Source organism: Agrococcus sediminis (genome assembly GCF_007923295.1).
Lineage (GTDB): Bacteria > Actinomycetota > Actinomycetes > Actinomycetales > Microbacteriaceae > Agrococcus > Agrococcus sediminis.
This window is the reverse complement of the sequence record NZ_VOIR01000015.1, coordinates 55,029-81,358: the sequence shown is the minus strand read 5'-3', so window position 1 is coordinate 81,358 and position 26,330 is coordinate 55,029. Positions and strand designations below refer to the sequence as shown.

The window sequence follows — 26,330 nt, the reverse complement described above, 5'->3', positions numbered from 1 at the left end:
AGCCACGGCGCCCGGCCCGCCGCGCCCGCTCTCCACAGCGGGTCGGGTCCGCTCAGCGCGTGGGCTCGTGGTGGCGCATGCCGGTGACCGCATGGCGGGTGCGGCGCTCGAGCTCGCGCGCCTCCGCGGCGTCGTGCAGCGAGCGCCGGGCGCGGCGGGCCATCACGAGCGAGACCGCACCGAGCACGGGCCCGGCGAGCAGCACGAGCACCGTCGGGAGCACCACGAGCGGCGACTCCCCCTCGACCGGCCACGTGAGCCACAGCGGCTGCATGCCGATGCCGACGACCGCGGCGACGATGTCGCCCATCACGCCGACGACCGCGAGCGACGCGACGCGCTCGACCGGGCGCCAGGCGGCGACGACCTCCGCCCCGCCCTCCTCGAGTGCATCGCGGCGCAGCTGCTGCTGCGCGACGACGACGGTCAGCAGCGCGATCGCGGCGCACAGCGCGGCGATGATCGCGATGCCCGGGCTGCCGAGCGCATCCCCCACCGCGTCGGCCCAGCGCGCCCCGCCCTCCGCGGCGTCGAGCGCCTGCGCGCGGAGCACCGGGATGCCGACGACGGCGAGCGCGAGCAGGGCGGCGAGGCCGGTGGCGAGCCATCCGGTGGGGATGCGGGCGAGCATGCTCAGAGCATCGTGCACGCCCGGGTCGGAGGCAAGCATGCGGGCCCGCGACACGCCCGGGATGCACGAAGTCGGCGTCGCTGCAACCGATCCGGGGTGCCGCTCCGATATGGGGGCGGACGGCGCACGGTGCGCCGCAGACAGCAAGGAGATCACCATGAAGCGCAAGCTCGCGATCGGCGCCGGCGCCGCTCTCGCTCTGGCGACCCTCGGCGGTGCGCCCGCGTTCGCGGCGGACCACGAGTCCACCGTCTCGGTGCTGCACGGCGTCCCGGGGCTCACGGTCGACGTCTACATCAATGGCGAGGAGGCCATCAGCGACTTCGAGCCCGGCACCCTCACCGACCCGATGATGCTCGCCGCAGGCAGCTACGACATCCAGGTCTTCGCCGACGGCGAGACCCCCGACTCGGGCGAGCCTGCCATCGAGGCCATGGGCGTCGAGGTGCCCGGCGGCGCCAACCTGACGCTCGTCGCGCACCTGACCGAGAGCGGCGACCCGACCCTCGGCGCGTTCGCGAACGACACCGAGCCCGTCGCCGCGGGCGAGGCCCGCCTCACCGTGCGCCACCTGGCCGCCGCGCCCACCGTCGACGTCCGCGCGAACGAGAGCGTCGTCGTCGAGGGCCTGTCGAACCCGGATGGGGCCTCGCTCGAGACCGCAGCCGGCACCGTCTCGGCCGACGTGGTGCTCACCGGCACCTCCGACGTCGCCATCGGCCCGGCCGACCTCGACCTCGCCGAGGGCGTGAACACCATCGTGACCGCGTGGGGCAGCGCCGAGGACGGCAACCTGGCACTCGCGGTGCAGACGGTCGAGGCGCACAGCGCCCCGAGCGGCGTGCCCTCGGGCCTCGGTGGCAACGCGCAGCAGTCGGCCCTGACGGCCCTGCTCGCCTTCGCGGCGGCGCTCGGCCTGGCCACCGTCGCGGTGCGCCAGCAGCGCCTCGCCAAGGAGCGCGGCTGATCATGCGCACCACCGACGGGCTCTCGCCGCGCACCACGCGGCGGGAGCCCGCTCGGCGCGCACGGCGGCGTCGCGCCGTGGCGCTCGTCGCGGCGGTCGCCGCAGTGGGCGCGGCGGCCTTCGGCATCTGGCAGCTGATCCCGCGGCCGGTCGAGCCGTCGGCGTCGACCGTGGGCGCCCCGGCCACGGCTGCGCCGACCCCCGCCGCGTCGCCCGACGCGACGAGCGAGGCGCAGGCGGCGGCCGTGCCGACCGGCGTCGGCACGCGCGACGCCTCCCCTGGCGCGGCGGCGGCAGTCGACGCGCCGACCGAGGTGCGCGTGCCCTCCGTGGGCCTCGCGCTCGACGTCATCCCGGTCGGGGTGCGCGAGGACGGCCAGATGGATGTGCCCGAGCTCGTGCGCGAGGTGGGCTGGTACCGCTTCGGGCCGGAGCCCGGCGCGACCGAGGGCTCCTCGGTGCTCGCCGCGCACGTCGACAGCGACCGGGGCCCGGCGCCCATGTCGGAGATCCTGGATGCGGTCCCGGGCGAGTCGGTCGAGATCACGACGGCCTCGGGCGAGCAGCTGCGATACCGCATCACGAGCGTCGAGCAGCTCTCGAAGGACGAGCTGCCGCTCGACGCGATCTTCGCCCGCGACGGCGACCACGTGCTGCGCCTCATCACGTGCGGCGGCGAGTGGGACGCGGCCGCGGGCGCCTACGAGGACAACATCGTCGTCACGGCCGTGCCCGATGCCTCGTGACCGGGTGGCGGCCCATGACCGCGCGGAGAGGGTGATACGTTCTGGCCGTGTCGAGCGAGGAGGCGTCGGAGGTCGAGGTGCTGTCACGCGCCTTCGCCGAGGACGCCTCGCCGGAGGTGCTGCGGCAGGCGTACGAGCGCTGGGGCGGCCTGGTCTACGCGCTCGCGTGCCGGGCGATGCCGGCGCACGACGCCGAGGACGTCGTGCAGCAGACGTTCGTGTCGGTGTGGCGGTCGCGGCAGTCGTACGACCCCGCCTCGGGTCCGCTCGGGGCGTGGATCGTCACGATCGCCCGGCGGCGGATCGCCGACCACTGGAAGGCGCGCTCGGCGAGCGAGCTGGCCGTGGATCCGGAGACGCTCGCAGGAGCGCTCGATCGAGGTGAGGGGGACCCGGTGCTCGACGCGGTGCAGGATTCGCTGACGGTGCAGGAGGAGCTCGAGCACATCGGCGAGCCCCAGCGCACCATCGTGCGGCTCGCCGTGCTGGAGGACCGCTCGACCGCCTGGATCGCCGATTCGCTCGCGATGCCGGTCGGCACCGTGAAGAGCCACCTGTCGCGGGCACTGCGACGACTGAGGGACCGATGGGAGGAGACGCATGCAGCATCTGCCTGACGAGACGCTCGCCGCGCTCGCCCTCGGCGAGGCCGCCGACGGCGCCCCGCACCTCGACGACTGCCCCGCGTGCCGGTCCGAGGTCGACTCGCTGCGCTCCACGGCCGACCGCTTCCGGCTCGCCGACCTGCCGGCGCTGCCGCCGCCGGCGGGCGTCTGGGATCGCATCGCGGCCGAGATCGCGACCGACCTGCCCGCCGACGCCGAGGCTCCCGCGACGGCCGGCGCATCCGCGGTGCCCCCGGCACTGCCCTTCACGCCGTCGTCCGGCGCCGCCCGAGGCCTCGAGGAGGGCGCGGAGGTCACCTCGATCGACGTCGCCCGCCGACGCCGCCGCCGCTTCAGCGCCGGCGCGCTCATCGCGGCCTGCGCCGCCTCGGCCGCGGTCGCGGCGAGCGCGGCCGTCGTCGTCGTGACCCAGCTCACCGGCGAGCCGCGCTCGATCGGCGTCTCGGAGGCGACGCTCGACCCGCTCGGCGAGCTCGGCCCGAGCGTGACGCCCGCGCGCGCCGAGGTCGTCGAGCAGGACGGCCAGCGCCTGCTCGTCGTCGACGTCGACGCGCTGCCCGAGGTCGACGGCTACCTCGACGTCTGGCTGCTCGACGCCGACGCGCAGCAGATGGTGAGCCTCGGCGTCATGGACCGCGAGACGACGCAGCTCGCGCTGCCGGCCGACCTCGACCTGGCCGCCTACCCGATCGTCGACGTGTCGGTCGAGCCGTACGACGGCGACCCGACGCACAGCGGCAACAGCGTCTGGCGGGGCGCGCTCGGCGGCTGAGCCCGCTCAGCGGTGCGGCCAGCGCCGCAGCGCCGCCTCGATCGCCGCGAGCGTGCGCGGCGGCACGGGCGCGACGAGCTCGAGCACCGGCTCGCCGCGGCCGCCGGCGGGCAGTCGCCACGTGCCGACCGCGACGCCGTCGACGAGCACCACCGGCCGGAAGACGCCGTTGCCGCCCGGCACGATCGCCTGCATCGCCGCCCCGCTCACTGCGAGCGAGCGGTCGCCGTAGCCCAGCAGCCACTCGTCGAACCCGGGCACGAGCACGACCCCTGAGCGCGGCGCCTCGGCGGCCCCGGCCGCCACGAGCATCTCGACACCCTCGACCAGCACCCGGTCGAGCACGCGGCGATCGGGGTCGGATGCGCGCTCGAGCGCCGCGCGGACGGGCCGCTTGGGCAGTCCCGTCCACCACGCCGCGTCGTCGGCCCGCGCGGGGCCGCGCGCCGCCGCCCAGCGGGCGAGCGCCTCGTCGAGCGCGGCGGCGGGCTCGCGCACCTCGGGCGGCGGCCCGCCGACGAGCAGCTGCTCGGCGCCCTCGAACGGCCCGAAGCGCACGAGCCCGTCGTAGGCCGAGAGCGCCAGCAGGTGGTAGCCGCGCCCGCCGCCCGTCGCGATGCCCGCCGCCTCCCACGCCGCCAGCAGCGCGCGTCGCGCGACGGGTCCCGGCGCGAGCACCTCGCGCAGCACGGCCACGGCCGCGTCGGCGGTCGGCGCGTCGATGCCGCGCGACGCGCACATGCGCCACTCCTGCGGCCGCAGGCGATCGACGGTCGCGGCGTGCAGCACCGCGAGGTCGTCGGGGGTCGCGACGAAGAGGGTGCCGCGCATCGCCCACGATCGCACGAGCTCGCCCGCGTCGAAGGCGGCGCGCACCTCGGCGAGCCCCGTGCCGGGTGCCGAGCGGATCGCGATCGCGCGCAGCACCTGCGGCAGGTCCTGCCCCTGCATCGCGACCATGCGGCGCACGGCGTCGGCCGGCGCGCGCTGCGAGCCGCGCACCTCCTGCGCGGCGATGCGCATGCGGCGCGCCTGAGCTGCGGTCAGCGACCTCGGAGCGGCCATGCGGCCACGCTAGCCGTGCCCGCCCACGCGCGCCCGCGCATCCGTGCACCCGCGCCGCCGACCCGTTCCACCGCCACCGACCCGGTGCACCGGGTCCAGCAGGGTGGAACGGGTCGGCGTGGGCGGCGCTCAGCCCTCCAGCAGGCTCGTCACGAGCGCGGCGATGCGCGAGCGCTCGCTGCGGGTGAGCGTGATGTGCCCGAAGAGCTCGTTGCCCTTGAGCGTCTCGATGACGCTCGCGACGCCGTCGTGGCGGCCGACCCGCAGGTTGTCGCGCTGCGCGACGTCGTGCGTGAGCACGACGCGCGAGTTCTGGCCGATGCGGCTCAGCACCGTCAGCAGCACGTTGCGCTCGAGCGACTGCGCCTCGTCGACGATCACGAACGCGTCGTGCAGCGAGCGCCCGCGGATGTGCGTGAGCGGCAGCACCTCGAGCATGCCCCGGTCGGCGACCTCGTCGAGCACGTTGTCGCTCACGAGCGCGCCGAGCGTGTCGTAGATCGCCTGGCCCCAGGGGTTCATCTTCTCGTCCTTGTCGCCGGGCAGGTAGCCGAGCTCCTGGCCGCCGACCGCGTACAGCGGGCGGAAGACGATGACCTTCTTGTGCAGGCGCCGCTCGAGCACCGCCTCGAGCCCCGCGGCGAGCGCGAGCGCCGACTTGCCCGTGCCGGCCGAGCCGCCGAGCGAGACGATCCCGACCTGCTCGTCGAGCAGCAGGTCGATCGCGAGGCGCTGCTCGGCCGAGCGGCCGTGCACGCCGAAGACGTCGCGGTCGCCGCGCACGAGCGTGATCTCGCCGGCGCGGGTGACGCGGCCGAGCGCCGAGCCGCGCTCGGAGGAGATCACGAGGCCCGTGTTGACGGGCATGCCGGCCACCGCATCCGTCTCGAGCCGCTCGTCCTCGTACAGCCGGTTGATCTGCTCGCCCGAGAGCGCGAGCTCGGCCGTGCCCATCCAGCCCGAGTCGACGGCCTGCTCGGCGAGGTACTCCTCGGCGGCGAGGCCGATCGAGGCCGCCTTGACGCGCATCGGCATGTCCTTCGACACGACGCAGACGTCGAGGCCGTCGCCGGCGAGGTTCGACGCGACGGCGAGGATGCGCGAGTCGTTGTCGCCCAGCTGCAGGCCGCTGGGCAGCACCTGCTGGTTCGTGTGGTTGAGCTCGACCCGCAGGCTGCCGCCGCCCTCGGTCGGCACCGGGAAGTCGAGCCGCTCGTGCGCGACGCGCAGGTCGTCGAGGTTCCGCAGGGCCTTGCGGGCGAAGTAGCCGATCTCGGGATCGTGCCGCTTCTTCTCGAGCTCGGCGATCACGATCACGGGGATCACGACGGAGTGCTCGGCGAAGCGGTGGATCGCCCCCGGGTCGGACAGCAGCACGCTCGTGTCGAGCACGTAGGTGCGCTGGCGGGTGTCGGTCGTCTCGACCTCGACGGAGCCGCTGGCGGGGGTGGTGGCGATCTCAGGCACGTGGCGCTCCCTTCCGACCGGGGTCGGATCTCACGCGGCCGTCGCCTCCCGTGGTGCTCGCTGGCGCGAAGGCCGCTCGCTCGCCGGGCGGAGATGCCCGACACCGCCGAATGTACGCTCGCGCGGCGCCGCGGACCGGCGGCGACACACGGATGCGCGCCGCGAGTTCACACGATCGTCACGTGCCGTTCGGTCAGCGCCCGTAGCGCCGCTCGCGCAGCCCGTAGGCGCGCACCGCGCGCAGGAAGTCGACCTCGCGGAGGTCGGGCCCGAGCGCCTCGACGAAGTAGAACTCGCTGTGGGCGCTCTGCCAGAGCATGAAGTCGCTCAGCCGCTGCTCGCCCGAGGTGCGGATGACGAGGTCGGGGTCGGGCTGCCCCGCGGTCGAGAGGTGCTCGGCGATGAGCTCGGGCGTGAGCCGCTCGGCGAGCTCGGCGGGCGTCGCCGCGCCGGCCGACGAGAGGATGCGTCGCACCGCCTCGACCAGCTCGTGGCGCCCGCCGTAGCCGACGGCGAGGTTGACGCAGATGCCCTGCTGGTCGGCGCTGCGCGCGACCGCGCCCTCGAGCGCGGCGACGAGCGGCGCGGGCAGGCCCGCGGTGTCGCCGACGTGGCGGATGCGCCGGCCGGGGATGCGCGAGAGGTCGTCGGCGAGCTCGGCGATGATCTCGCACAGCTCGCCGAGCTCGGCGCTCGCGCGGCCCGTGAGGTTGTCGCGCGAGAGCAGGTAGAGGGTCACGACCTCCACGTCGATCTCGGCGCACCAGTCGACGAACTCGCGCAGCCGCGCGGCCCCGGCCCGGTGCCCGTGGCCGGCGGTGGCGAGGTTCTGCTCGCGCGCCCAGCGGCGGTTGCCGTCGATGATCATGGCGATGTGGCGCGGCACGGCGACCCGTCGCAGGTCGCGCCGCAGCCGCCGCTCGTAGTAGCGGTAGACGAGGCGGGAGCCCGGAGCGCTGCGGAGTCGCACAGAGGGCAATCTATCGGCTGCGCTCGCGAGGATGCTCGCCGCGGCACTGCGTACGCCGTACGCTGTAGGCATGGCATCCACGACCGAGCCCGAGCGCCACGAGGTGCGATCGAGCGAGCCCGAGACCCCGCACCTGCCGCTCATCGAGGCAGCGGGCGACGCGATCGCCGAGGCCGCGATCGAGCACAAGCCCACCTGGCGCGGCTGGATCCACGCGGGCACCGCTCCCCTCGCGCTCATCGCCGGCATCGTGCTCGTGATCGTCGCCGACGGGGCGCTCGCGAAGACCGCATCCGCTGTCTTCGCGCTCTCGAGCGTGCTGCTGTTCGGCATCTCGGCCGTCTACCACCGCTTCCACTGGCAGGAGCGCACGCGCGTGCTGCTGAAGCGCCTCGACCACGCCAACATCTTCCTGCTCATCGCCGGCAGCTACACGCCGATCTCGCTGCTCACGCTGCCCTCGCCGACCGACTGGATCCTGCTGAGCGTCGTCTGGGCGGGCGCGATCGTGGGCATCGCCTTCCGCGTCTTCTGGCTGGGCGCGCCGCGCTGGCTCTACGTGCCGATCTACCTCGCGCTCGGCTGGGCGGCGGTCGCGTTCCTGCCGCAGATCTGGGCCGCGAACGCGGTCACCGCGATGCTCGTCATCGCGGGCGGGCTCGCCTACTCGGTGGGCGCGGTGATCTACGGCATGAAGAAGCCGAACCCGTTCCCCGGCCGCTTCGGCTTCCACGAGATCTTCCACGTCTGCACCGTGATCGCGTTCCTCTGCCACTGGACGGCCATCCTGCTCGTCGCGGTCGCGCCGCCCGCCTGAACCCCGCGCGGCTCGGGGCGCGCTCCCAGCCGTCGCCGCCCGCATCCGCTTAGCGTGGGAGGGCCATGCGCACGACCCGCCTCGCGGCAGCCGCCGCCGCTCTCGCCGCCGTCCTCGCCGTCGGCGGATGCGTCATCCTGCCGCCGCCGCTCCCCGGCGAGATCACGCTGCCGCCGACCACGCCGCTGCCGGTGCCGTCGCCGACGACGCAGCCGCAGCAGGGCGAGGCGCTGCCGGTCGAGCCCGACGAGCCCATCACCGACGCCGACGAGACCGGCGCCGACACCGGCGAGCTGTACGCGGGCTCGCGCGGCGAGACCGTCGACGGCTACCTGCCCGACGCCGCGTTCGACATGGTGCTCGAGCCGACCCGCGGCACGGCGGCGGTGCAGCCCGGCATCGCGCTGCCCGTGCACGACGGCGGCGACGAGCTGCTGCCCGCGGAGGCCAACGGCACGAGCCGCAACCTGCTGCTCAGCACCGTCGGCAGGCTCGAGCTCAGCACCTCCGAGGGCGACTTCACCTGCACCGGCACCGTCATCAACAGCGACTCGGGGCTCATCGTCGCGACCGCCGCCCACTGCATCTTCGACGACGAGACGCGCGACTGGTACGACCGCATCCTCTTCGCCCCCGGCTACGAGCGCGGCGACACCCCGTACGGCGTGTGGGAGGCCGAGCGGTGGTGGGTGCCCGAGCAGTACCTCGAGGCCAACACGCGCTGGCTCGACGGCGCCGACGACGACGGCTGGATGGGCTTCGACTTCGGCTTCATCCGCTTCGCGCCGCAGGGCGGCCGCACCCTCGAGCAGGTCGTCGGCGGCCAGGGCATCAGCTTCACCGCCGAGACGAACGGCGTCGTGATCGCCGGCTATCCGGGCAACGACCCCTTCGACTCGGAGGTGCTGCGGCACTGCGCCGAGGACCGGCTGAGCTACGGCGCGGGCGGCGACGCCAACTACGGCGCCGACTGCGTCATGGGCGACGGCGCCTCGGGCTCCGGATGGGTGTCGAACGTCGACCTGGCGACCGGCGCCGGCCACATCACCGCCGTCTACTCCAACGGCGGCGACACCGGCGCCTACGGACCGCCGCTCGGCGTCACCGCCTGGAACGGGCTGCAGTCGCTGGATTGAGCCTCGCGAGACCCGCTACCGCGCCTCGTCGTCCTCGACCTGGCCGAACGCGCCCACCTTCGGCGCGGCCTTCGCCTGCTTCGTGGCCGCGCGCCGCTGCTCGCGGTTGCCGCTCGCGGCCCGCGCCTGCGCGGCGACGGCCGGGTTGCCGCTCTTCGCGCGCGCCTTGCCCGTCTCGGCGCCGAGCTCGTGGCCGGCGGCGTCGTGCACCGACGCCTCGCCGTCCTCGTCGGGGGCCGAGTAGGTGAGGCTCGTCGTGTCCTCCTCGACCTCCTCGAGGCCGCCGCCCTCGATCGCGGGCGCCTCGGGGCTCGCGCCCTGCTGCACCTTGACCTCGAGGTTGAAGAGGAACTGCACCGACTCCTCGCGGATCGCCGACATCATCTGCTGGTAGAGCGCGAAGCCCTCGTTCTGGTACTCCACCACCGGGTCGCGCTGCGCCATCGTGCGCAGGCCGATGCCCTCGCGCAGGTAGTCCATCTCGTACAGGTGGTCGCGCCACTTGCGGTCGATGACCGACAGCACGACGCGGCGCTCGAGCAGGCGCATCGCGGGCGAGCCGAGCGCCTCCTCGCGCTTCGCGTAGGCGATCTTCGCGTCGGAGACGAGCTGCTCGTAGAGGAAGTCGGCCGTCAGGCGCGGCTGCGCCTCGGCGACGACCTCGTCGATCGTGATGCCGACGGGGTAGATCGTGCGCAGCTCGGTCCAGAGCGCCTCGAGGTTCCACTCGTCGCTGTCGTTGCCGACCGCGTGCTCGTCGACGAGGTCGCGGATCGTGCCCTCGAGGAAGCCCTGCACGCGGCCCGCGAGGTCGTCGCCGTCGAGGATGTGCCGGCGGTCGGAGTAGATCGCCTCGCGCTGGCGGTTCATGACGTCGTCGTACTTCAGCACGTTCTTGCGCATCTCGGCGTTGCGCGCCTCGATCTGCGCCTGCGCCGAGCGGATGGTGCGGGTGAAGATCTTCGACTCGAGCGGGATCTCGTCCTCGTCGGCGTCGACCGCCATGAAGCGCTGCGCGACGGAGCCGCCGAACAGGCGCAGCAGGTCGTCCTGCATCGACAGGTAGAAGCGGCTCTCGCCCGGGTCGCCCTGGCGGCCGGAGCGGCCGCGCAGCTGGTTGTCGATGCGGCGCGACTCGTGGCGCTCGGTGCCGAGCACGTAGAGGCCGCCGGCCTCGATCACCTTCGACGCCTCCGCCTCGACGGCGGCCTTCACCTCGGCGAAGACCTCGTCCCAGCGCTCCTCGTACTCGTCCGGCGTCTCGGAGGGGCTGAGGCCCAGCTCGGTCATGCGCGTGACGGCGAGGTGCTCGGCGTTGCCGCCGAGCATGATGTCGGTGCCGCGGCCGGCCATGTTCGTGGCGACGGTGACGGCGCCGAGGCGGCCCGCCTGCGCGACGATCGCGGCCTCGCGGGCGTGGTTCTTCGCGTTCAGCACCTCGTGCTTGACGCCGGCCTTGGCGAGCAGCCCCGAGAGGTACTCGCTCTTCTCGACGCTCGTCGTGCCGACCAGCACCGGCTGGCCGGCCTCGTGGCGCTCGACGATGTCGTCGACGACGTGCTTGAACTTGCCCTCGACGGTCGCGTAGACGAGGTCGGACTGGTCCTTGCGCTGCACCGGCTTGTTCGTCGGGATGGGGACGACGCCGAGCTTGTAGGTCGACATGAACTCGGCGGCCTCGGTCTCGGCGGTGCCGGTCATGCCCGCGAGCTTCGAGTAGAGGCGGAAGTAGTTCTGCAGGGTGACCGTCGCGACCGTCTGGTTCTCGGCCTTGATCTGCACCCCCTCCTTCGCCTCGATCGCCTGGTGGATGCCCTCGTTGAAGCGGCGGCCCTGCATGATGCGGCCGGTGTGCTCGTCGACGATGAGCACCTCGCCGTTCATGACGACGTAGTCGCTGTCGCGCTTGAAGAGCGCCTTCGCCTTGAGCGCGGTGTTGAGGAAGGAGATGAGCGGCGTGTTCGCCGACTCGTACAGGCTGTCGATGCCGAGGAGGTCCTCGACCCGCTCGATGCCGGGCTCGAGCACGCCGACCGTGCGCTTCTTCTCGTCGACCTCGTAGTCGACCTCGGGGCGCAGGCGCTTGGCGATGCGGGCGAACTCGCCGAACCAGCGGTTGGCCTCGCCGGCGGCGGGGCCGGAGATGATGAGCGGCGTGCGGGCCTCGTCGATGAGGATCGAGTCGACCTCGTCGACGATCGCGAAGCCGTGGCCGCGCTGGACCATCGCGTCCTTCGAGTGCGCCATGTTGTCGCGCAGGTAGTCGAAGCCGAACTCGTTGTTCGTGCCGTAGGTGACGTCGGCCGCGTACTGCTCGCGCCGCACCTCCGGCGTCTGGCCGGCGATGATGCATCCGGTCGTCATGCCGAGCGCCCGGAAGACGCGGCCCATGAGCTCGGACTGGTAGCTCGCGAGGTAGTCGTTGACCGTGACGATGTGCACGCCCTCGCCGGTGATCGCGTTGAGGTACGCGGCGATGGGGGCGACGAGCGTCTTGCCCTCACCGGTCTTCATCTCGGCGATGTTGCCCAGGTGCAGCGCCGCGGCGCCCATCACCTGCACGTCGTAGGGGCGCATGCCGAGCGTGCGCTTCGCGGCCTCGCGGACGGCCGCGAAGGCCTCGGGCAGCATCACGTCGAGCGCCTCGCCGTCGGCGTAGCGCTGGCGGAACTCGGCGGTCTCGCCGGCCAGCTCCTCGTCGGTGAGCTCCTCGAACGCGTCCTCGAGCGCGGCGACATCGGCGGCGATGCGCTCCAGGCGGCGGCGCAGCCGGCCCTCGCCGGCGCGCAGCATGTTCTCGAAGAAGTTGGGCACGAGGTGAGCCTTCCGTGCATCGGGGCGAGGTGGCGGTCCGGGAACCGACTGCCCATCGTAGCAACGCGCGCCGAACGGCGTCCCAGGCAGTGCCGGGACGCCGTTCGGAGGGGTCAGGAGGCGGCGCGCTCGGCGCTCGCGGCCGACTCGGCCTGCTCCTCGTCGAGGGAGATCACGCCGTAGGACCAGCCCTTGCGCCGGTAGACGACGGCGCACTCGCCGCTCGCCTCGTCGACGAAGAGGTAGAAGGGGTGGCCCACGAGCTCCATCTGGTCGACCGCCTCGCGCACACCCATGCGCTTCGCGGGGAAGCGCTTCTCGCGGATCACCACGGGCGACCACTCGTGCTCCTGCTCGCGATCGGGCTCGATCGTCGGCACGGAGCCGGTCGCGACCGCCTCGACGACGGCGGGGTCGGCGGGCGTGATGGCGACCTGCTCGAAGCCGTTCGCCGCGGCCTCCCGCAGCGGGGTGCGCTTGCGGGCGCTGTGGTCGTGGCGCTTGTCGTGGGCGCGCCTCGCGCGCTCCATGATGCGGTGGTAGGCGGAGTCGAAGGCCATGTACTTGTCGGGCCCGTCGGACTCGGCACGGATGATCGAGCCGGGCCCGTGGACGGTGATCTCGACCCGTCCGCCGGCGATCGCGGAGTGCGCATCCGCGTGGCGGGTGAGCTTGACGTCGAGGGCAGTGGCACGGGGCAGGAGCTGCGTGACCTTCGCCAGCTTCTCCTCCGCGTAGGCGCGGAAGCGGTCCGTGATGTCTGCGCCCTTGGCGCCGAACGTGATCTCCATAGTGGCCTCCCATGGGTAGGGCGTCGGCGCTTGCGGCTGCTGCGCCGACTTGCGTGCCGTCACTCTACCCCCGGCGCCCCGGGCTCAGCCGAGCGCTCCCGGAACCCGTCTCGGCACCCGCGCGACGGCGGCGATCGCGGCCGCATCGCACCCCGCGGCGCGCACCGCGCGCACCGCCTCGCGCATCGTCGCGCCGCTCGTGACGACGTCGTCGACGAGCACCACCGCCGCGCCCGCGAGGCGATCCGCATCGCGGCGCGGCAGCGCGAGCGTGCCCTGCGCGGCGCTCGCGCGCTCGTCGACGGAGCGCTCCTTCTGCGCGCCGCCGCCCGCCACGCGGCGCAGCGGCACGGCGCGCAGCCCCGCACCGCGCAGCACGAGCTCGACCGGGTCGAACCCCCGCCGCCGCAGCCCGGCGCGGCTCGAGGGCACGCGCACGAGCGGTGCGGCGGGGGCCTGCGCGATCGCGAGCGCCAGGCCCGCGCCGAGGGCCCGAGACTCCGCCCGGCCGCCGTGCTCCTTGCACGCGGCCACGAGCATCCGCACCTCCCCCTCGTACGCGGCGGCCGCGAGAAGCGGCACGCCGTCGACGTCGCCGCGCACGGGGTCGCCGGTGAGCAGCGCCGCGCACGGCGCGCACACCGCGACGTCGGACGCGCCGCAGCCCGCGCACGCGACGGGCCACAGCACGCTCGCCGCCTCGCGCAGCGCGCCGCCGATCCCCATGCACGGAGGATGGCGGGCGGATGCGCCGGCGCGGGCCGCGAGCGCCGCCGCCTGTGGAGAGCGTGCTACTGCTGCGTCGCGATGAGCGTGATGGGCGCGAGCCCCGTCGCCGCCGTCCAGACGCGGCCCCGGAGCGACAGCAGCGAGCCGTCGGCGCCGAGCGCCCGCAGCGTCGATGCGCCCTCGCTGCCGCCGACGATCGCGCGCACCGCCTCGCCCGGCGCCGGCAGCTGCTCCGCGGCGCCGCCGACCGCGAGCATCACGATCTGCGACTCGTCGCCGTTCGCGGCGAGCACCGCCACCTCGGTCGAGCTCACCCAGGTGATGTCGGTCGCCGCCCCGTCGACGCGCGGCAGCCGGTAGGGCTCGCCGAGCGAGACGGGCCTCCCGGACCCGTCGCGCATGACGGCCGCGACCCACACCTCGCTCTCGCTGCCCTCCACGGTCGTGACCGCGAGGCGCGCGCCGTCGCGCGAGAGCTCCATCGCGGCGAGGCGCGCGGTGCCGCCCGGCGGCAGCGGCAGGGCGCTGCGCTCGCCGTCGTGCCACGCGACGAGCGCCTGCGGCGTGCCCTGCTCCTGCAGCAGCACCCAGCCCGTGTCGTCGACGGTCGGCACGATCGCCGAGCCCGTCGAGATGACCACGGGCGCGGCGCCCGACTCGAGCCACGCGGCGGTGGAGCCCGTCGTCGCGACGCCGCCCGCGGCGCCGACCGTGTAGCTCGTGGCGCCGATGGCCGAGAGCGCCGGCCCGACGTCCTCGATCGCCGCGGCGCCGCCGCCGATCGAGCGCAGCGACGTGCCGTCGAGCACGAGCGGCCGCTGGTCGACGTCGCCGTCGTCCACGGGCTGCGCCGACGCGCTCGAGGCGGTGAAGCCGTCGAGGCCCTCGACCTGGATGCGCACCTCCCGGGCGCCGATCGAGCGCAGCGAGAGCGCCAGCTGCGTCGAGAGCGGCTCGAGGCTGCCGCTGCCGAGCTGCTCGACCTGCGCGAAGTCGAGCGTGACGGTGACGATCGTGCCCGACACGAGGGGCTCGCCGATGGTGTGCGCGTCCGGGGCGCCCGCGGTCGTGACGGCGGGCGCGATCCAGCTCGACGGCCCCGCGAGCAGCGCGTCGACCATGCGGCCGGGCAGCGTGGTCGCGGTGCGCTCGAACCAGCGCACCTCCGGCACGGTGCGGGTGCCGTCGGGCGTCAGCCAGTGCAGCGTGTGCGGGCGGAAGAGCTGCGCGAAGTGGAAGCTCGACAGCACGATGCCGTCGGGCGCCTGCGAGATGCGCCACTCCCCCGCCACCTGCAGCAGCCGGAACTCGAGCATGCGGTCGGCGTCGAGCAGCTGCAGCGCGCCCGAGCCGTCGAGCTCGGAGACGGCGGTCGTCACGGCCGTCGCGGTCGTCTCGCCGCCGAGCGACACCTCGGGCTGCCCCGAGCGCACGAGCACGCCCGCGCCCGGGTCCCACTGCTCGGCCGCCTCGCCGGTGAGGTACTCGCGGGCGATCGCGAAGTCGTCGCCGGGGCTGATCGCGGCGCTCAGGAAGCCGCGCACGATCTCCTCCTGCGTGGCACCCGGCTGCGGCTCCTGCGCGAGGAAGACCAGGTCGTCGGCCTGCTCGCCCGCGTCGACGTGGCCCTCGGTGACGGGGCCGGAGTCGGGGATGGCGACGCAGCCGGCGAGCACGAGCACGGCCGCGGCGGCGGCGAGGATGCGCTTCATCGGCCGGGCTCCTTCGTCGAGGCGGCGGGCGGGTCGACGAGGGTGATCTCCAGAGCGTCGATCGCCTCGGGCGCGGGTGCCTCCTCCGCCGCCGGCGGCAGCACGATCGCCTGCGTGTCGGCGGGCGGCAGCTCGATCGGCGAGGCGACCGCGTGCGCGCCGGCCCGCGGGAGCGTGAGCCGGAACGCGGTGCCCTCGCCCGGCTGCGACCACACGTCGATCCAGCCGCCGTGCAGCGCGGCGTCGTCGCGGCTGATCGACAGGCCGAGGCCCGTGCCGCCGGTGCGGCGCTGCCGCGACGGGTCGGCGCGCCAGAAGCGGTCGAACACGCGCGCTGCCTCCTCCTCGGTCATGCCGACGCCGTGGTCGCGCACGGCGATCGCGGCGGCGTCGCTCGTCGAGTCGACGGTGACCACCACGGGGCGGCCCTCGCCGTGGTCGATGGCGTTGCCGAGCAGGTTCTGCAGGATCCGGCGGATGCGGCGCGGGTCGACCTCCGCCTCGAAGTGCCCGCCGGGGGCGACGAGGCGCAGCTCGGTGCCGCGCTCCGCGGCGAGCGGCTCGACGGCCGAGATCTCGGCCTCGGCGAGCCGCACGAGGTTGGTCGGCTCGATCTCGAGCTGCGCCGCGCCGGCGTCGAAGCGGCTGAGCTCGAGCAGGTCGGCGAGCAGCTGCTCGAACCGCAGGATCTGCGCGTGCAGCAGCTCGACCGTGCGGCTCGTGACCGGATCGAACGACTGCCGCCGGTCGTGGAGCACGTCGCCGGCGAGCCGGATGGTCGTGAGCGGCGTGCGCAGCTCGTGCGAGACGTCGGAGACGAACCGCTGCTGCACGGTCGAGAGCGTCGCGAGCTCGTTGATCTGCCGCGAGATCGAGTCGGCCATGTCGTTGAACGAGCGGCCGAGCTTGGCGATCTCGTCGTCGCCGCGCACGGGGATGCGCACGTCGAGCTCGCCCGCAGCGATCCGGGCGCTCGAGTCGGCCGCCGTCTGCACGGGCCCGACGACCATGCGGGCGACGAACCACGTGATCGCGCCGATGAGCGCGATGAGGGCGAGGCCGCCCGCCATCATCGTCAGCTGCATGAAGCCGAGCGTCTCCTGCGTCGCCTGCAGGCTCGTGAGCAGGTACAGCTCGTAGCGGCCGGCGAGCGGCACGTCGACGGTGCTGCCGACGATGATGCCCGGCTGCGAGCCCTCGCTCCCCTCGAGCCGCACCGACTGGTAGTAGGGGGTGTCGGATGCGGCGGCGACGGCAGAGCGCAGCTCGGGGGTGAGCAGGTCGGTGTCGAACGACTGCGACTGGACGTCGTTCATCTGCAGCAGCGTCTCGGTCTGCGACTCGGCGCGGAGCATCGCGTACTCGGTGCTCGACCGCGACGAGATGAGCCCGGTGACGGCGTCGAGCGCCCGATCCTGCAGCGCATCCACCTCCCCGCTCGTGAGGTTCTGCGTCACGGCCTCGTCGAAGCTCTGCTGCATCGCCGTCGACGCGCGCACGGCCTCGACGAGCGCCTCGTCGCGGCGGGTCTCGAAGAGGTTCTGGCTCACCGACGCCGACATGTAGCCGAAGACGCCGATGAGCGCGAAGGTCGACATCGCCATGCTGGCCGCGACGACGCGCGCCTGCAGCGAGTGCCGGACGACCCGGGTCGCCCGGTCCCAGATCAGGCGGCCCCAGCCGGGCGGGCGCCGTGCGGCCATCGCTGCCTCAGCTTGGGGTGGGGGCGCCGGCGCGGTAGCCGACGCCGCGCACGGTCGTCACGACCACGGGGTTGTCGACGTCGCGCTCGACCTTGGAGCGCAGGCGCTGCACGTGCACGTTCACGAGGCGCGTGTCGGCCTTGTAGTGGTAGCCCCACACCTGCTCGAGCAGCATCTCGCGCGAGAACACCTGATTGGGCTTCGAGGCGAGCGTGACGAGCAGCTCGAACTCGAGCGGCGTGAGGCCGATGACGCTGCCCGCGCGGCGCACCTGGTGGCCCTCGACGTCGATCTCGAGGTCGGCGACGCGCAGCGTGCCGCCGTCCTCCTGCCGCTGCGGGCGCAGGCGCGTGCGCACGCGGGCGACGAGCTCCTTCGGGTTGAACGGCTTCACGACGTAGTCGTCGGCGCCCGACTCGAGCCCCACGACGATGTCGGTGGGGTCGCCCTTCGCGGTGAGCATGATGATGGGCACGCCCGACTCGGCGCGCAGCTCGGTGCAGATCTGGATGCCGTCCTTGCCCGGCAGCATGAGGTCGAGGAGCACGAGGTCGGGACGGACCTCGTGGAACCGGTCGACCGCCTCCGCGCCGTCGGCGCAGAACTCGAGCTGGTAGCCCTCCCCGGCGAGCACGATGCCGATCATCTCGGCGAGCGCGGGGTCGTCGTCGACGACCAAAATCGTCTGCATCGTCGCCCCCTCTCGTGCCGCGCGCCCGTCGGCGCGGCTCCCGCCAGGGTAACCGAGTCGTCTGTGGCGGCCGGTCAGGCCTGCCGCGTCGCGTCCTCCCGCGTCGGCAGCGCCCGCATGCGCGCGTAGGGGCTCAGCAGCAGCGGCAGGGCTCCCAGCATCGCGATGATCGAGCCGACCCAGATCGCCGAGAGCGTGCCGAAGGCGGTGCCGAGCCAGCCGGCGACGAGCGCCCCGATGGGCATGACGCCCCAGACGACGAAGCGGATGGAGGCGTTCATGCGGCCGAGGAGCGGCTTCGGGCAGATGCGCTGCCGCGCGGTGACCTGCACGATGTTGTAGACGAGCACAGAGAACCCGAGCAGCGCCTCGAACAGCACGAGCAGCACGACCGCCGCGTCGGGGAAGTGCGCCGCGGCGGGCAGCAGCGCCGCCGAGGCGACGAAGAGCAGCGTCGAGGCCGACAGCGCCGGCCCCTCGCCGATCCAGCGGGCGATGCGGTTCGCGAGCACCGAGCCCACGAGGCCGCCGACGGCGCCGAGCGTCATGAGCACGCCGTAGATGGCCGGGTCGAGCCCGAGGATGCGCAGGATCAGGATGGGCGAGAGCGTCATGGCGATCGTCGTGCCGAGGTTCGTGAGCGCCGTGGTGCCGACGATCCGCACGAGGAAGTCGGTGCGGGCGACGAACCGCAGCCCCTCGGCGATCTCGCGCACGAGGTGCTGCCGCTCGTGCTTCGGCTTCACGACCTCCTCGTCGCGCACGAGCATGAGGCTGATGGCGCTCAGCAGGAAGCCGACCGCGTTGGCAGCGAGCAGCAGCGGCGCCGAGAGCACCTTGAGCAGCAGGCCGGCGACCGCGGGGCCGCCGAGCCGCATCGTCTGCGCGGTCGCCTCGAGCGCGCCGTTCGCGGGCCCGACGTGCTCGTCGCGCACGAGCACGGGCACGAACGACTGGTAGCCGACGTCGAAGAAGACGGTGGCGACGCCGACCACGGCGCCGATGACGAACAGGTGCCACATCTCGAGCATCCCGGCGAGCCACAGGAGCGGCACGGCGGCCACCGCGACCGCGCGCACGAGGTCGGCCGCGATCATCACGGTGCGCTTGCGCATCCGGTCGAGCCACGCGCCGGCGGGCAGGCCGACGAGCAGGAACGCCGCGGTCTCGGCGGCGTGCAGGTAGCCCATCTGCGCGTCGTCGGCCTGCAGGACCGCGACCGCGACGATCGGCATCGCGAGCGCCGCGAACTGCGCGCCGAGCTGGCTGAGGCCCTGGCCGAGCCAGAACGCGGGGAACCCTCGCTCGCGCCACAGGCCGCGGTGGCCCGGCGGCGGTGCGGCCGGGGAGGCGGGGGCGGTGTCGGGGATGGTCGAGGCGGGCGTGGGGGCCGCGGATGCCTCGGGCTCGGTGGTCATGCGGGAAGCGTACCGCAGTGATTGGGTTCTCCCAATCACTGATTCCGAGCGGCTACGCTGAGGACATGACCGACGAGGCGATGCCGCCGCCATCGAGCGAGCTGACCGCCAAGGCGAAGGCGCTCTCGTCGCCGCTGCGCTGGCGCATCCTGCGCCTCTGCCTGCACGAGCCGCGCACGAACAAGGCGCTCGCGCGGCTCCTGCAGATGAACGCCGGCACCATGCACCACCACGTGCAGGCGCTCGTCGATGTCGGCTTCCTCGCCGCCGAGGAGCCCCGGGTCGGTGCGCGCGGCGCGAAGGAGATCCCCTACCGCGCCACGGGCATGACCTGGCACGGCTCGGAGGCGCCGCTCGTCGGCCCGGTGCTCGTGCAGACCTTCCTGCAGGAGATCCAGGGCGTGCAGCCGAGCGATCTCGACATCGGCCGCCTCGGCGTGCGGCTGAGCCCCGAGGACCGCGCCGAGCTCGACCGCCGCACCGTCGAGCTCATGGAGTGGCTGCGCACCCGCGACTCCCCCGACGGCGACCCGACCTCGTTCATGATCGCCACGCACCCCGACGTGCAGCAGCGCTGAGCCGGCGGCTCGGGCGCTACGCCTCGAGGCCCTCGTGCGCCTCGAGCCACTGCTCCTCGAGCTCGGCGATGCGGGCATCGACGTCGGCGAGCTCGCCCTGCAGCGCCGCGAGCGCGTCGAAGTCGCTGTGGTCGGCGGCCTCGAAGCGGGCGAGCACCGCGGCGCGCTCCTGCGTCGCCTTCGCGAGCCGGCGGTCGAGGCTCGCCGCCTCCTTCTCGAGCGCGCGCCGCTCGGCGCCGCTGAGGCCGCCGCCCGCGGCGCCGTCGGCGCCGGCGGACGCGCCGGCGTCGGCGGGCGAGGCGTCGGTCGGCCGCGCCTTGGCCCGCCCGACCGAGCCGCGCCCCGATCGCTCGAGGTACGCATCCACGCCCCCCGGCATGTGCACGAGCGCGCCGTCGATCACGGCGTACTGGTGGTCGGTGACGCGCTCGATGAGGTAGCGGTCGTGGCTGACGACGATGAGGCAGCCCGCCCACGAGTCGAGCACGTCCTCCATCGCGGCGAGCATGTCGGTGTCGAGGTCGTTCGTCGGCTCGTCGAGGATGAGCACGTTGGGCTCGTCGAGCAGGATGAGCAGCAGCTGCAGGCGGCGGCGCTGGCCGCCCGAGAGGTCCTTGACGAGCGTCGAGAGCTCGCCGGGGCGGAAGCCGAGGCGCTCGAGCAGCTGCCCGGGCGTGAGCTCCTTGCCGCCGGACGCGTAGCTCGACTTCAGGCTGCCGACGACGGTGCGCACGGGGTCGTCCTCGTGCTGGGCGAGCTCGGCGAGCTCCTGCGTGAGCTCGGCGATCTTCACGGTCTTGCCCGTCTTCACGCGGCCCGAGGTGGGGCGGATGCGCCCGGCGATGAGGGCGAGCAGGGTCGACTTGCCGGCGCCGTTGCGGCCGAGCACGCCAGCGCGCTCGCCGGGGGCGATTCGCCAGGTGACGTCGTCGAGGATCGTGCGGCCGCCGAGCTCGACCGACGCGTCGACGATGTCGACGACGTCCTTTCCGAGCCGCGTCGCGGCGAGCTGCGCGAGCTGGATCGGGTCGCGCACGGGCGGTTCGTCCTCGATGAGCTGCGTCGCGGCCTCGATGCGGAACTTCGGCTTCGCGGTGCGGGCGGGCGCGCCGCGGCGCAGCCACGCGAGCTCCTTCTTCATGAGGTTCTGACGCTTCGACTCGGTCGCGGCGGCCATCCGGTCGCGCTCGACGCGCTGCAGCACGTAGGCCGCGTAGCCGCCCTCGAAGGGCTCGACGAGGCCGTCGTGCACCTCCCACGTGCCCGTGCACACCGCATCCAGGAACCACCGGTCGTGCGTGATCGCGACGAACGCGCCGCGGCCGGTCGCGTAGCGGGCGTTCAGGTGGTCGGCGAGCCAGGCGATGCCCTGCACGTCGAGGTGGTTGGTGGGCTCGTCGAGGAAGAGCACGTCCCAGTCGCCGCCGAGCAGCTTCGCGAGCGCCACGCGGCGGCGCTGGCCGCCCGAGAGGCTGCCGACGGCGGCGTGCCAGTCGAGGTCGCCGACGAGGCCGGCGAGCAGGTCGCGGATGCGCGCGTCGCCCGCCCACTCGTGCTCGGGGCGGTCGCCGACGACCGCCTCGCCGACCGTCAGCGCGCCGTCGAGCGTGTCCTGCTGGTCGAGCACGCCCACGCGGATGCCGCCGCGGCGCGTGACGCGGCCGCTCGTCGGTTCGAGGCTGCCGGCGAGCACGCGCAGCAGCGTCGACTTGCCGTCGCCGTTGCGGCCGACGATGCCGATGCGGTCGCCGTCCTCGAGGCCGAGGGAGATCGACTCGAACACGGTGCGGGTCGGGAACGCGACGCCGACGCGCTCGGCGCCCAGGAGATGTGCCATATGGCCTCCATCATCCCGCACCGCGCGGGCGTGCGCCGCCCGGCGCATCCGTCGGCCGCCCTCTCCGGCGATCGAGTGGCGCCTCCGGCGATCGAGTGGCGGCTCCGGCGATCGAGTGGCGCCACTCGATCGCACAAGGCGCCACTCGATGACGGGAGGCGCCACCCAGTGGCGGGAGGCGACACTCAGTGGCGGGAGGCGCCACTCGGTGCACCAGCCGCTCGGCGAGGCGGTCCCGGGCGGATGCGGCGGGCTCAGTCGATCAGGCGGGCGCCGGGCACGGGGCCGGTCACCTTCACCGCGAGCAGCTGCGCCGCCGAGAGGCTCACCTGCAGCTCGAGCGCCGACTCGAGGTCGTCGCAGAGGAACGCGACCGTCGGCCCGGAGCCCGACACGATGCCGGCGAGGGCGCCGGAGCGCTCGCCGAGCTCGAGCGTGCCGGCGAGGCGCGGCATGAGGCGCAGCGCGGGCGCCTGCAGGTCGTTCTGCAGCACCTCGGCGAGCATCGACGCGTCGCCGGCCCGCAGCGCCTGCAGCACCCGCGCATCCACCGTCGGCACGTCGTGGGCGGGCGCGATGTCGGCCGCGTGCAGCGCGCGGTGCTCGTCGAGCGCCCGGTAGACGTCGGGCGTCGACAGGCCCGCGTCGGCGTAGGCGAGCACCCAGTGGAACTGGCCGCGCGCGAGCGCGGGCGTCAGGCGGTCACCGCGCCCCGTCCCGACGGCCGTGCCGCCGGCGAGCGCGAAGGGCACGTCGGCGCCGAGGTCGCGGGCGATCTCGTGCAGCGCCTCGCGGCCGAGGTGCAGCCCCCACAGCTCGTCGCACGCGACGAGCGTCGCGGCCGCGTCGGCGCTGCCGCCGCCCATGCCGCCGGCGATCGGCACGTGCTTCTCGATCGAGAGCGCGACGCCGCCCGAGACGCGGCCACGGCGGGCGAGCGCCATCGCCGCGCGGATCGCGAGGTTGTCGGCGCCGGTCGAGAGCGACTCGTGCGGGATGGGGCCCGAGAAGCGCACCGAGAAGTCGGGAGCGGCGGTGGCCTCGACGATCTCGTAGAGGCTGACGGCCTGGTAGGCGGTCGCGACGTCGTGGTAGCCGTCGTCCTGCAGCGCACCCACGCCGAGGTGCACGTTGATCTTGCCGGGCGCTTTCGCCCGCACCGTGCTCCTCGTCACCACGGCATCCAACCTAGTGCGCCCGCAGCGGTCGTCCCTGCACGGCCCGTCCGGGCCCGCTCAGCCGACGGCGGCGAAGATCGCGTCGATCTCGGCCTTCGCGGCCGCCATCGCCCCGGCGTCGGGCAGCCGCTCGATCGTGACGCCCACGGGCGTGCCCGAGCGGTTCGGCTGCTGCGCCGCCGCCGCGAGCCGCGTGCCGTCGTCGAGCCGCCAGCGCACGACCGGCTGCGCGGCGGCGAGGTTCTCGCCGTGCGGAGCGCCGTGTCGCGCCTCGACGGCGGCGCGCACGGCGGCGAGCGCCGCGAGGCGCTCCCCCGGCACGGTGCGGGTGCGCGCGACCGTGAACGTGCCGTCGGCCTGCTGGCCGGGCAGCCGTCCCTTGCGGTCCTGCTCGAAGTCGACGGTGATGCCCTGCGCCCACCACGGGTCGACGCCGTGCTCGCCGACGAGCCAGTCGACGGTCGCCCGGTGCGTCCACTCGAGGCCGCCCGCGCCCTCGATGAGGTCGCGCCATTGCTCGTGGGTGCGCCCGGTCGCCGCCTGGAGCGCGGCCGGCCCCATGTTCTTGTCGATCCGCTCGACCACTCAGTCCTCCAGCAGGACGGGGGCGGATGCGTCGGCGCCGGCCGGCGCCGTCGGCCCGGCCTGGGCGATGCGGATGAAGTCGTCGAGCGCGAGCGCCTCGCCGCGCAGCGTCGGGTCGACGCCGGCGCGCTCGAGCACCTCGGTGGCCGCGGCCGACGAGCCGTAGACGCCCGAGAGCGCCTGCCGGAGCATCTTGCGGCGCTGCCCGAACGCGCCGTCGATCACCCGGAAGGTGCGCTTCCGCAGCGCCTCGTCGCCGCGCGACGGCCCGCGGCGGAAGCCGACGAGCACGCTGTCGACGCCCGGGATGGGCCAGAAGATCTGCCGCGACACGTCGCCCTCGAGCGCCCACGGCCCCCACCAGGCGACCTTCGCGCTCGGCGAGCCGTAGGTCTTCGAGCCCGGCTTCGCGGCGAGCCGGTGCCCGACCTCGGCCTGCACCATCACGAGCGCGCGCTCGATGCTCGGGAAGCGCTCGAGCAGGTGGATGAGCACCGGCACCGACACGTTGTACGGCAGGTTCGCGACGATCGCCTGCGGCGAGAAGGGCAGCGCCTCGATGGTGAGCGCGTCGTGCTCCACGACCTCGAGGCGCGCCCCGGGCTGCTTGCGCGCCACGGTCTCGGGCAGCAGCTCGGCGAGCCGCGGGTCGATCTCGACAGCCGCCACCCGGGCGCCCGCCTCGGTGAGGCCGAGCGTGAGCGACCCGAGGCCCGGCCCGACCTCGACCACGTCGAGCCCCGACACATCCGCCGTCCGCACGATGCGCCGCACCGTGTTGGCGTCGACGACGAAGTTCTGGCCCCACCGCTTCGTGGGCGTCAGGTCGAGCCGCGCCGCGAGCGCGCGGATCTCGGCGCCGCCCAGCAGGGTCGCGGCGCTCGACACGCCCTCGATGCTCTCGCTCACGCGTCGAGCCTATGCCGAGCGCCCGCTGACCGGGCGCCCAGGGGCGTGCGTCAGGATGCGGGTGCGGGCAGCGCCGTCGAAGCGGCACCGCCCCCGATCGAGGAGGCCGCATGGGCAGCACCGTCCGAGCCAGCACCGCAGCATCGCGGATGCGTCGGGGCAGGCCCGCGAGGGCGCTCGCGGCCGCGGCGCTCACCGGCGTCGCCGCGCTGCTCGCCGCCTGCACGGCGCAGCCGGCCGCCCCTTCCGGCTCGCCCTCCGCGCCCGACGCGCCGCCGAGCGCGACGGGCGCGGCCCCGGTGCCGATCGAGGACGACCGCCTCAACGACTCCTACCTGTTCGACCGCGTCTCGTCCGAGGGCGTCGTCGTCGCCTGGGCCGAGCCCGGCGAGACGCTCGCGGTGATCATCGGCGGCTCGGGCGGGGGCGGCGGGTGCATCCCGCAGCCGCAGCCGCTCGAGCTCGACGAGGCGGAGCCCGCGGCGACCATCCGCTTCGACCCGCCCGACCCCGCGATGATGTGCACCGCCGACTTCCGCCTGCACGGCTGGGAGCTCGCGCTCCCGTCGGCGATCGAGCTCGACCGGGTGCTGCAGGTGTCGCTCGTGAAGCTCCAGGGGAACGACGAGGTGCTCGAGCTGCAGGTCGGCCCCGACGACAGGCTCGAGAGCGGCCCGACCGCCGACCCGCAGCCGAGCCTCATCCCCGGGTCGGGCGAGGCGGCGAATCCCGCGCCGATCGCCGACGACGAGATGCCGGCCCTGGATGCCCTGCCGACGGCGGGCGGGAGCGTCCCGGCGCAGGCGGCCTGGGTCGAGCCCGGGCGCACGCTCGCCGTCTTCCTGACCTCGAGCGGCTCGACGGCGTGCGTGCCGGAGCCGGTCGCTGCGGAGAGCCGCGGCCCGGGCACGATCGCGGTGGAGTTCCGCTTCCCGGAGGTCGGCGAGGACACCGCGTGCACGGCGGACGCCGTGCCCTACGGCTGGATCTTCACCCTGCCGGAGCAGGTGCCCGCGGGCCTCGGCGTCGAGGTGACCGTGACCGGTGTGAGCCCGGATGGCGGCGACGCCGTCGTCGAGCTGTCGCAGGAGGACGTGGTCGAGCTGGGCTGACCCGGCTCGGCCGGAGCTTCAGTCCCAGCTGCCGTAGGCGCGCACGGTGTTCTCGGCGGTGAGCGCCGCGAGCTCGTCGGCGTCGATGCCGAGGCGCTCCGCCATCGACCGCACGGTGAGCGGCGTCAGGTACGGGCTGTTCGGGCGGCCGCGGTGCGGCGTCGGCGTGAGGAACGGCGCATCCGTCTCCACCAGGATGCGGCTGCGGTCGGCGACCGCGAGCGCCGCGTGCAGGTTCTTCGCGCTCGAGAACGTCACGGTGCCCGCGAACGACAGGTACCAGCCGTGCTCGGCCGCGGTGCGCGCGAGCGCCTCGTCGCCGGAGAAGCAGTGGAAGACCGTCGTCTCGGGCGCCCCGACGCGCAGCAGCGTCTCGACGACCTCGTCGTGCGCGTCGCGGTCGTGGATCTGCAGCGCGATGCCGTGCCGCTTCGCGATGTCGATGTGCGCCTCGAACGACTCGTGCTGCGCGCGCCGGCCGTCGTCGCCGGTGCGGAAGAAGTCGAGGCCGGTCTCGCCGACCGCCCGTACGCGCGGCTGCGCGGCGAGCGCGTCGATCGTCGCGAGCGCGTCGGGCAGCGTGCCGGCCGCCGCGTAGCCGGGCGCCTCGTTCGGGTGCAGCGCCACCGCGGCGAGCACGCGGCGGTCCTGCGCCGCGAGCGCCGCCGACCACTCCGACGACTCGACGTCGCCGCCCACCTGGATGACGCCCGCGACGCCGGCAGCCTCGGCCGCGTCGAGGGCGCGCCAGTAGGGGAAGTCGTCGCCGTCCTTGATCTCGAGGTGCGTGTGGTTGTCGTAGATCGGCACGCCGAGGGGCTCCGGTGCCCCGGGCCGCGTGAGGTCGCGCTTGCCGTCGTCGAAGCGCTCCCGGATGTACTCGCCGCCGGGCAGCGTCGTCCCGCGCGGCGCCTCGGCGAGCGGCTCGGAGGGCGTGCGGGCAGGGGCTGTGCCGTCGTGGCTCGTGGGCATGCACCCAGCCTAGGAGACCCGTCCACAGGCGGAGCCGAGGGCCCTTCCAGGCGGTCGTCGGGGAAGAGCCGCTATCGTGGTCCGCGTTTTCGTCCACGGAGGTC

At 74.2% G+C, this 26,330-nt stretch carries 24 protein-coding genes; 8 read left to right on the top strand and 16 right to left on the bottom strand.

Features of this window, described 5'->3' with window-relative positions:
• Window positions 1-52 precede the first annotated feature (52 nt).
• Window positions 53-631 carry a hypothetical protein gene (locus tag FQ330_RS09615; protein ID WP_128190294.1) on the bottom strand — a complete coding sequence of 193 codons (579 nt, stop codon included), beginning with the start codon at window positions 629-631 and terminating at the stop codon, window positions 53-55.
• A 157-nt stretch (window positions 632-788) separates the two neighbouring features.
• On the opposite strand from FQ330_RS09615, the gene FQ330_RS09610 reads away from it, so the two are divergent.
• From FQ330_RS09610 to FQ330_RS09595, 4 genes are read left to right on the top strand one after another with little or no spacing between them, the layout of a single operon-like run.
• Window positions 789-1,598, top strand: a complete 810-nt coding sequence (locus FQ330_RS09610; RefSeq protein WP_146357105.1) for a DUF4397 domain-containing protein — start codon at window positions 789-791, stop codon at window positions 1,596-1,598.
• 2 nt (window positions 1,599-1,600) lie between these two features.
• Entirely contained in the window at window positions 1,601-2,344 is a 744-nt protein-coding gene (locus FQ330_RS09605) for a class F sortase (protein WP_146357103.1), read from the top strand.
• A gap of 47 nt (window positions 2,345-2,391) precedes the next feature.
• Window positions 2,392-2,961, top strand: coding sequence for an RNA polymerase sigma factor (locus FQ330_RS09600; protein WP_164877178.1), 570 nt, complete (start codon window positions 2,392-2,394; stop codon window positions 2,959-2,961).
• A complete protein-coding gene (locus FQ330_RS09595; RefSeq protein WP_146357101.1) occupies window positions 2,945-3,742 on the top strand; it encodes an anti-sigma factor in 798 nt (265 codons plus the stop codon). The genes FQ330_RS09600 and FQ330_RS09595 overlap by 17 nt, the downstream gene beginning before the upstream one ends.
• A gap of 6 nt (window positions 3,743-3,748) precedes the next feature.
• Here the strand turns inward: FQ330_RS09595 and FQ330_RS09590 are convergent, their stop codons facing one another.
• The 3 genes from FQ330_RS09590 to uppS form a co-directional block, all read right to left on the bottom strand.
• Window positions 3,749-4,807, bottom strand: a complete 1,059-nt coding sequence (locus tag FQ330_RS09590) for a winged helix DNA-binding domain-containing protein (protein WP_146357099.1) — start codon at window positions 4,805-4,807, stop codon at window positions 3,749-3,751.
• Between the two features lie 129 nt (window positions 4,808-4,936).
• Window positions 4,937-6,265 (bottom strand): PhoH family protein, encoded by a 1,329-nt coding sequence (locus FQ330_RS09585; RefSeq protein WP_225792811.1) that lies wholly within the window; start codon window positions 6,263-6,265, stop codon window positions 4,937-4,939.
• A 202-nt stretch (window positions 6,266-6,467) separates the two neighbouring features.
• Window positions 6,468-7,244 (bottom strand): polyprenyl diphosphate synthase, encoded by a 777-nt coding sequence (gene uppS / locus FQ330_RS09580; RefSeq protein ID WP_225792795.1) that lies wholly within the window; start codon window positions 7,242-7,244, stop codon window positions 6,468-6,470.
• 70 nt (window positions 7,245-7,314) lie between these two features.
• On the opposite strand from uppS, the gene trhA reads away from it, so the two are divergent.
• Together trhA and FQ330_RS09570 are read left to right on the top strand one after the other, a co-directional pair.
• Complete coding sequence (trhA, locus tag FQ330_RS09575) at window positions 7,315-8,061, top strand: PAQR family membrane homeostasis protein TrhA (RefSeq protein WP_146357097.1); 747 nt, start codon at window positions 7,315-7,317, stop codon at window positions 8,059-8,061.
• 65 nt (window positions 8,062-8,126) lie between these two features.
• Window positions 8,127-9,197, top strand: coding sequence for a trypsin-like serine peptidase (locus tag FQ330_RS09570; protein ID WP_146357095.1), 1,071 nt, complete (start codon window positions 8,127-8,129; stop codon window positions 9,195-9,197).
• Window positions 9,198-9,212: 15 nt separating this feature from the next.
• Here FQ330_RS09570 and secA read toward each other — a convergent pair whose 3' ends face one another.
• From secA to FQ330_RS09535, 7 genes are all read right to left on the bottom strand, one after another.
• Complete coding sequence (secA, locus tag FQ330_RS09565) at window positions 9,213-12,011, bottom strand: preprotein translocase subunit SecA (RefSeq protein WP_146357093.1); 2,799 nt, start codon at window positions 12,009-12,011, stop codon at window positions 9,213-9,215.
• 113 nt (window positions 12,012-12,124) lie between these two features.
• Window positions 12,125-12,802 (bottom strand): ribosome hibernation-promoting factor, HPF/YfiA family, encoded by a 678-nt coding sequence (gene hpf / locus FQ330_RS09560; RefSeq protein ID WP_128190651.1) that lies wholly within the window; start codon window positions 12,800-12,802, stop codon window positions 12,125-12,127.
• A gap of 84 nt (window positions 12,803-12,886) precedes the next feature.
• The gene (locus FQ330_RS09555) at window positions 12,887-13,528 is read right to left on the bottom strand and encodes a ComF family protein (protein WP_146357091.1); all 642 of its coding nucleotides are present in this window, start codon (window positions 13,526-13,528) and stop codon (window positions 12,887-12,889) included.
• Between the two features lie 65 nt (window positions 13,529-13,593).
• Entirely contained in the window at window positions 13,594-15,243 is a 1,650-nt protein-coding gene (locus tag FQ330_RS09550) for an LpqB family beta-propeller domain-containing protein (RefSeq protein WP_146357089.1), read from the bottom strand.
• Window positions 15,240-16,946, bottom strand: coding sequence for an MtrAB system histidine kinase MtrB (mtrB, locus tag FQ330_RS09545; protein ID WP_146357087.1), 1,707 nt, complete (start codon window positions 16,944-16,946; stop codon window positions 15,240-15,242). The genes FQ330_RS09550 and mtrB overlap by 4 nt, the downstream gene beginning before the upstream one ends.
• 7 nt (window positions 16,947-16,953) lie before the next feature.
• The gene (mtrA, locus tag FQ330_RS09540; RefSeq protein WP_128190623.1) at window positions 16,954-17,637 is read right to left on the bottom strand and encodes an MtrAB system response regulator MtrA; all 684 of its coding nucleotides are present in this window, start codon (window positions 17,635-17,637) and stop codon (window positions 16,954-16,956) included.
• A 74-nt stretch (window positions 17,638-17,711) separates the two neighbouring features.
• The gene (locus FQ330_RS09535) at window positions 17,712-19,055 is read right to left on the bottom strand and encodes an MFS transporter (protein ID WP_146357085.1); all 1,344 of its coding nucleotides are present in this window, start codon (window positions 19,053-19,055) and stop codon (window positions 17,712-17,714) included.
• A gap of 65 nt (window positions 19,056-19,120) precedes the next feature.
• Here FQ330_RS09535 and FQ330_RS09530 point away from each other — a divergent pair, with 65 nt between their 5' ends.
• Window positions 19,121-19,633 (top strand): ArsR/SmtB family transcription factor, encoded by a 513-nt coding sequence (locus tag FQ330_RS09530; protein WP_225792794.1) that lies wholly within the window; start codon window positions 19,121-19,123, stop codon window positions 19,631-19,633.
• A gap of 16 nt (window positions 19,634-19,649) precedes the next feature.
• On the opposite strand, the gene FQ330_RS09525 is transcribed toward FQ330_RS09530, so the two are convergent.
• From FQ330_RS09525 to rsmA, 4 genes are all read right to left on the bottom strand, one after another.
• Window positions 19,650-21,470: an ABC-F family ATP-binding cassette domain-containing protein gene (locus tag FQ330_RS09525; protein WP_146357083.1), complete on the bottom strand. Its 1,821-nt coding sequence runs from the start codon at window positions 21,468-21,470 to the stop codon at window positions 19,650-19,652.
• A 254-nt stretch (window positions 21,471-21,724) separates the two neighbouring features.
• On the bottom strand, window positions 21,725-22,648 hold the full coding sequence (locus FQ330_RS09520; protein ID WP_128189489.1) for a 4-(cytidine 5'-diphospho)-2-C-methyl-D-erythritol kinase: 924 nt from the start codon (window positions 22,646-22,648) through the stop codon (window positions 21,725-21,727).
• A gap of 57 nt (window positions 22,649-22,705) precedes the next feature.
• Window positions 22,706-23,233 carry a hypothetical protein gene (locus FQ330_RS09515; RefSeq protein ID WP_146357081.1) on the bottom strand — a complete coding sequence of 176 codons (528 nt, stop codon included), beginning with the start codon at window positions 23,231-23,233 and terminating at the stop codon, window positions 22,706-22,708.
• Complete coding sequence (gene rsmA, locus FQ330_RS09510; protein ID WP_225792793.1) at window positions 23,234-24,142, bottom strand: 16S rRNA (adenine(1518)-N(6)/adenine(1519)-N(6))-dimethyltransferase RsmA; 909 nt, start codon at window positions 24,140-24,142, stop codon at window positions 23,234-23,236. It abuts the gene before it with no gap.
• A 110-nt stretch (window positions 24,143-24,252) separates the two neighbouring features.
• Between rsmA and FQ330_RS09505 the strand changes: the two genes are divergently transcribed.
• A complete protein-coding gene (locus FQ330_RS09505) occupies window positions 24,253-25,254 on the top strand; it encodes a hypothetical protein (RefSeq protein WP_146357079.1) in 1,002 nt (333 codons plus the stop codon).
• Window positions 25,255-25,272: 18 nt separating this feature from the next.
• Here FQ330_RS09505 and FQ330_RS09500 read toward each other — a convergent pair whose 3' ends face one another.
• Entirely contained in the window at window positions 25,273-26,226 is a 954-nt protein-coding gene (locus FQ330_RS09500; protein ID WP_146357077.1) for a TatD family hydrolase, read from the bottom strand.
• Window positions 26,227-26,330: the final 104 nt, after the last annotated feature.

Excerpts from the sequence above, each read along its gene's own strand:
- FQ330_RS09595 (WP_146357101.1), top strand. The coding sequence starts at position 2,945 with ATGCAGCATCTGCCTGACGAGACGCTCGCCGCGCTCGCCCTCGGCGAG.
- FQ330_RS09535 (WP_146357085.1), bottom strand. The coding sequence starts at position 19,055 with ATGACCACCGAGCCCGAGGCATCCGCGGCCCCCACGCCCGCCTCGACC.
- FQ330_RS09530 (WP_225792794.1), top strand. The coding sequence starts at position 19,121 with ATGACCGACGAGGCGATGCCGCCGCCATCGAGCGAGCTGACCGCCAAG.
- FQ330_RS09605 (WP_146357103.1), top strand. The coding sequence starts at position 1,601 with ATGCGCACCACCGACGGGCTCTCGCCGCGCACCACGCGGCGGGAGCCC.
- FQ330_RS09550 (WP_146357089.1), bottom strand. The coding sequence starts at position 15,243 with ATGAAGCGCATCCTCGCCGCCGCCGCGGCCGTGCTCGTGCTCGCCGGC.
- mtrB (WP_146357087.1), bottom strand. The coding sequence starts at position 16,946 with ATGGCCGCACGGCGCCCGCCCGGCTGGGGCCGCCTGATCTGGGACCGG.
- FQ330_RS09570 (WP_146357095.1), top strand. The coding sequence starts at position 8,127 with ATGCGCACGACCCGCCTCGCGGCAGCCGCCGCCGCTCTCGCCGCCGTC.
- mtrA (WP_128190623.1), bottom strand. The coding sequence starts at position 17,637 with ATGCAGACGATTTTGGTCGTCGACGACGACCCCGCGCTCGCCGAGATG.
- FQ330_RS09500 (WP_146357077.1), bottom strand. The coding sequence starts at position 26,226 with ATGCCCACGAGCCACGACGGCACAGCCCCTGCCCGCACGCCCTCCGAG.
- FQ330_RS09525 (WP_146357083.1), bottom strand. The coding sequence starts at position 21,470 with ATGGCACATCTCCTGGGCGCCGAGCGCGTCGGCGTCGCGTTCCCGACC.
- FQ330_RS09505 (WP_146357079.1), top strand. The coding sequence starts at position 24,253 with ATGGGCAGCACCGTCCGAGCCAGCACCGCAGCATCGCGGATGCGTCGG.
- FQ330_RS09590 (WP_146357099.1), bottom strand. The coding sequence starts at position 4,807 with ATGGCCGCTCCGAGGTCGCTGACCGCAGCTCAGGCGCGCCGCATGCGC.
- trhA (WP_146357097.1), top strand. The coding sequence starts at position 7,315 with ATGGCATCCACGACCGAGCCCGAGCGCCACGAGGTGCGATCGAGCGAG.
- FQ330_RS09610 (WP_146357105.1), top strand. The coding sequence starts at position 789 with ATGAAGCGCAAGCTCGCGATCGGCGCCGGCGCCGCTCTCGCTCTGGCG.
- FQ330_RS09615 (WP_128190294.1), bottom strand. The coding sequence starts at position 631 with ATGCTCGCCCGCATCCCCACCGGATGGCTCGCCACCGGCCTCGCCGCC.
- FQ330_RS09555 (WP_146357091.1), bottom strand. The coding sequence starts at position 13,528 with ATGGGGATCGGCGGCGCGCTGCGCGAGGCGGCGAGCGTGCTGTGGCCC.
- hpf (WP_128190651.1), bottom strand. The coding sequence starts at position 12,802 with ATGGAGATCACGTTCGGCGCCAAGGGCGCAGACATCACGGACCGCTTC.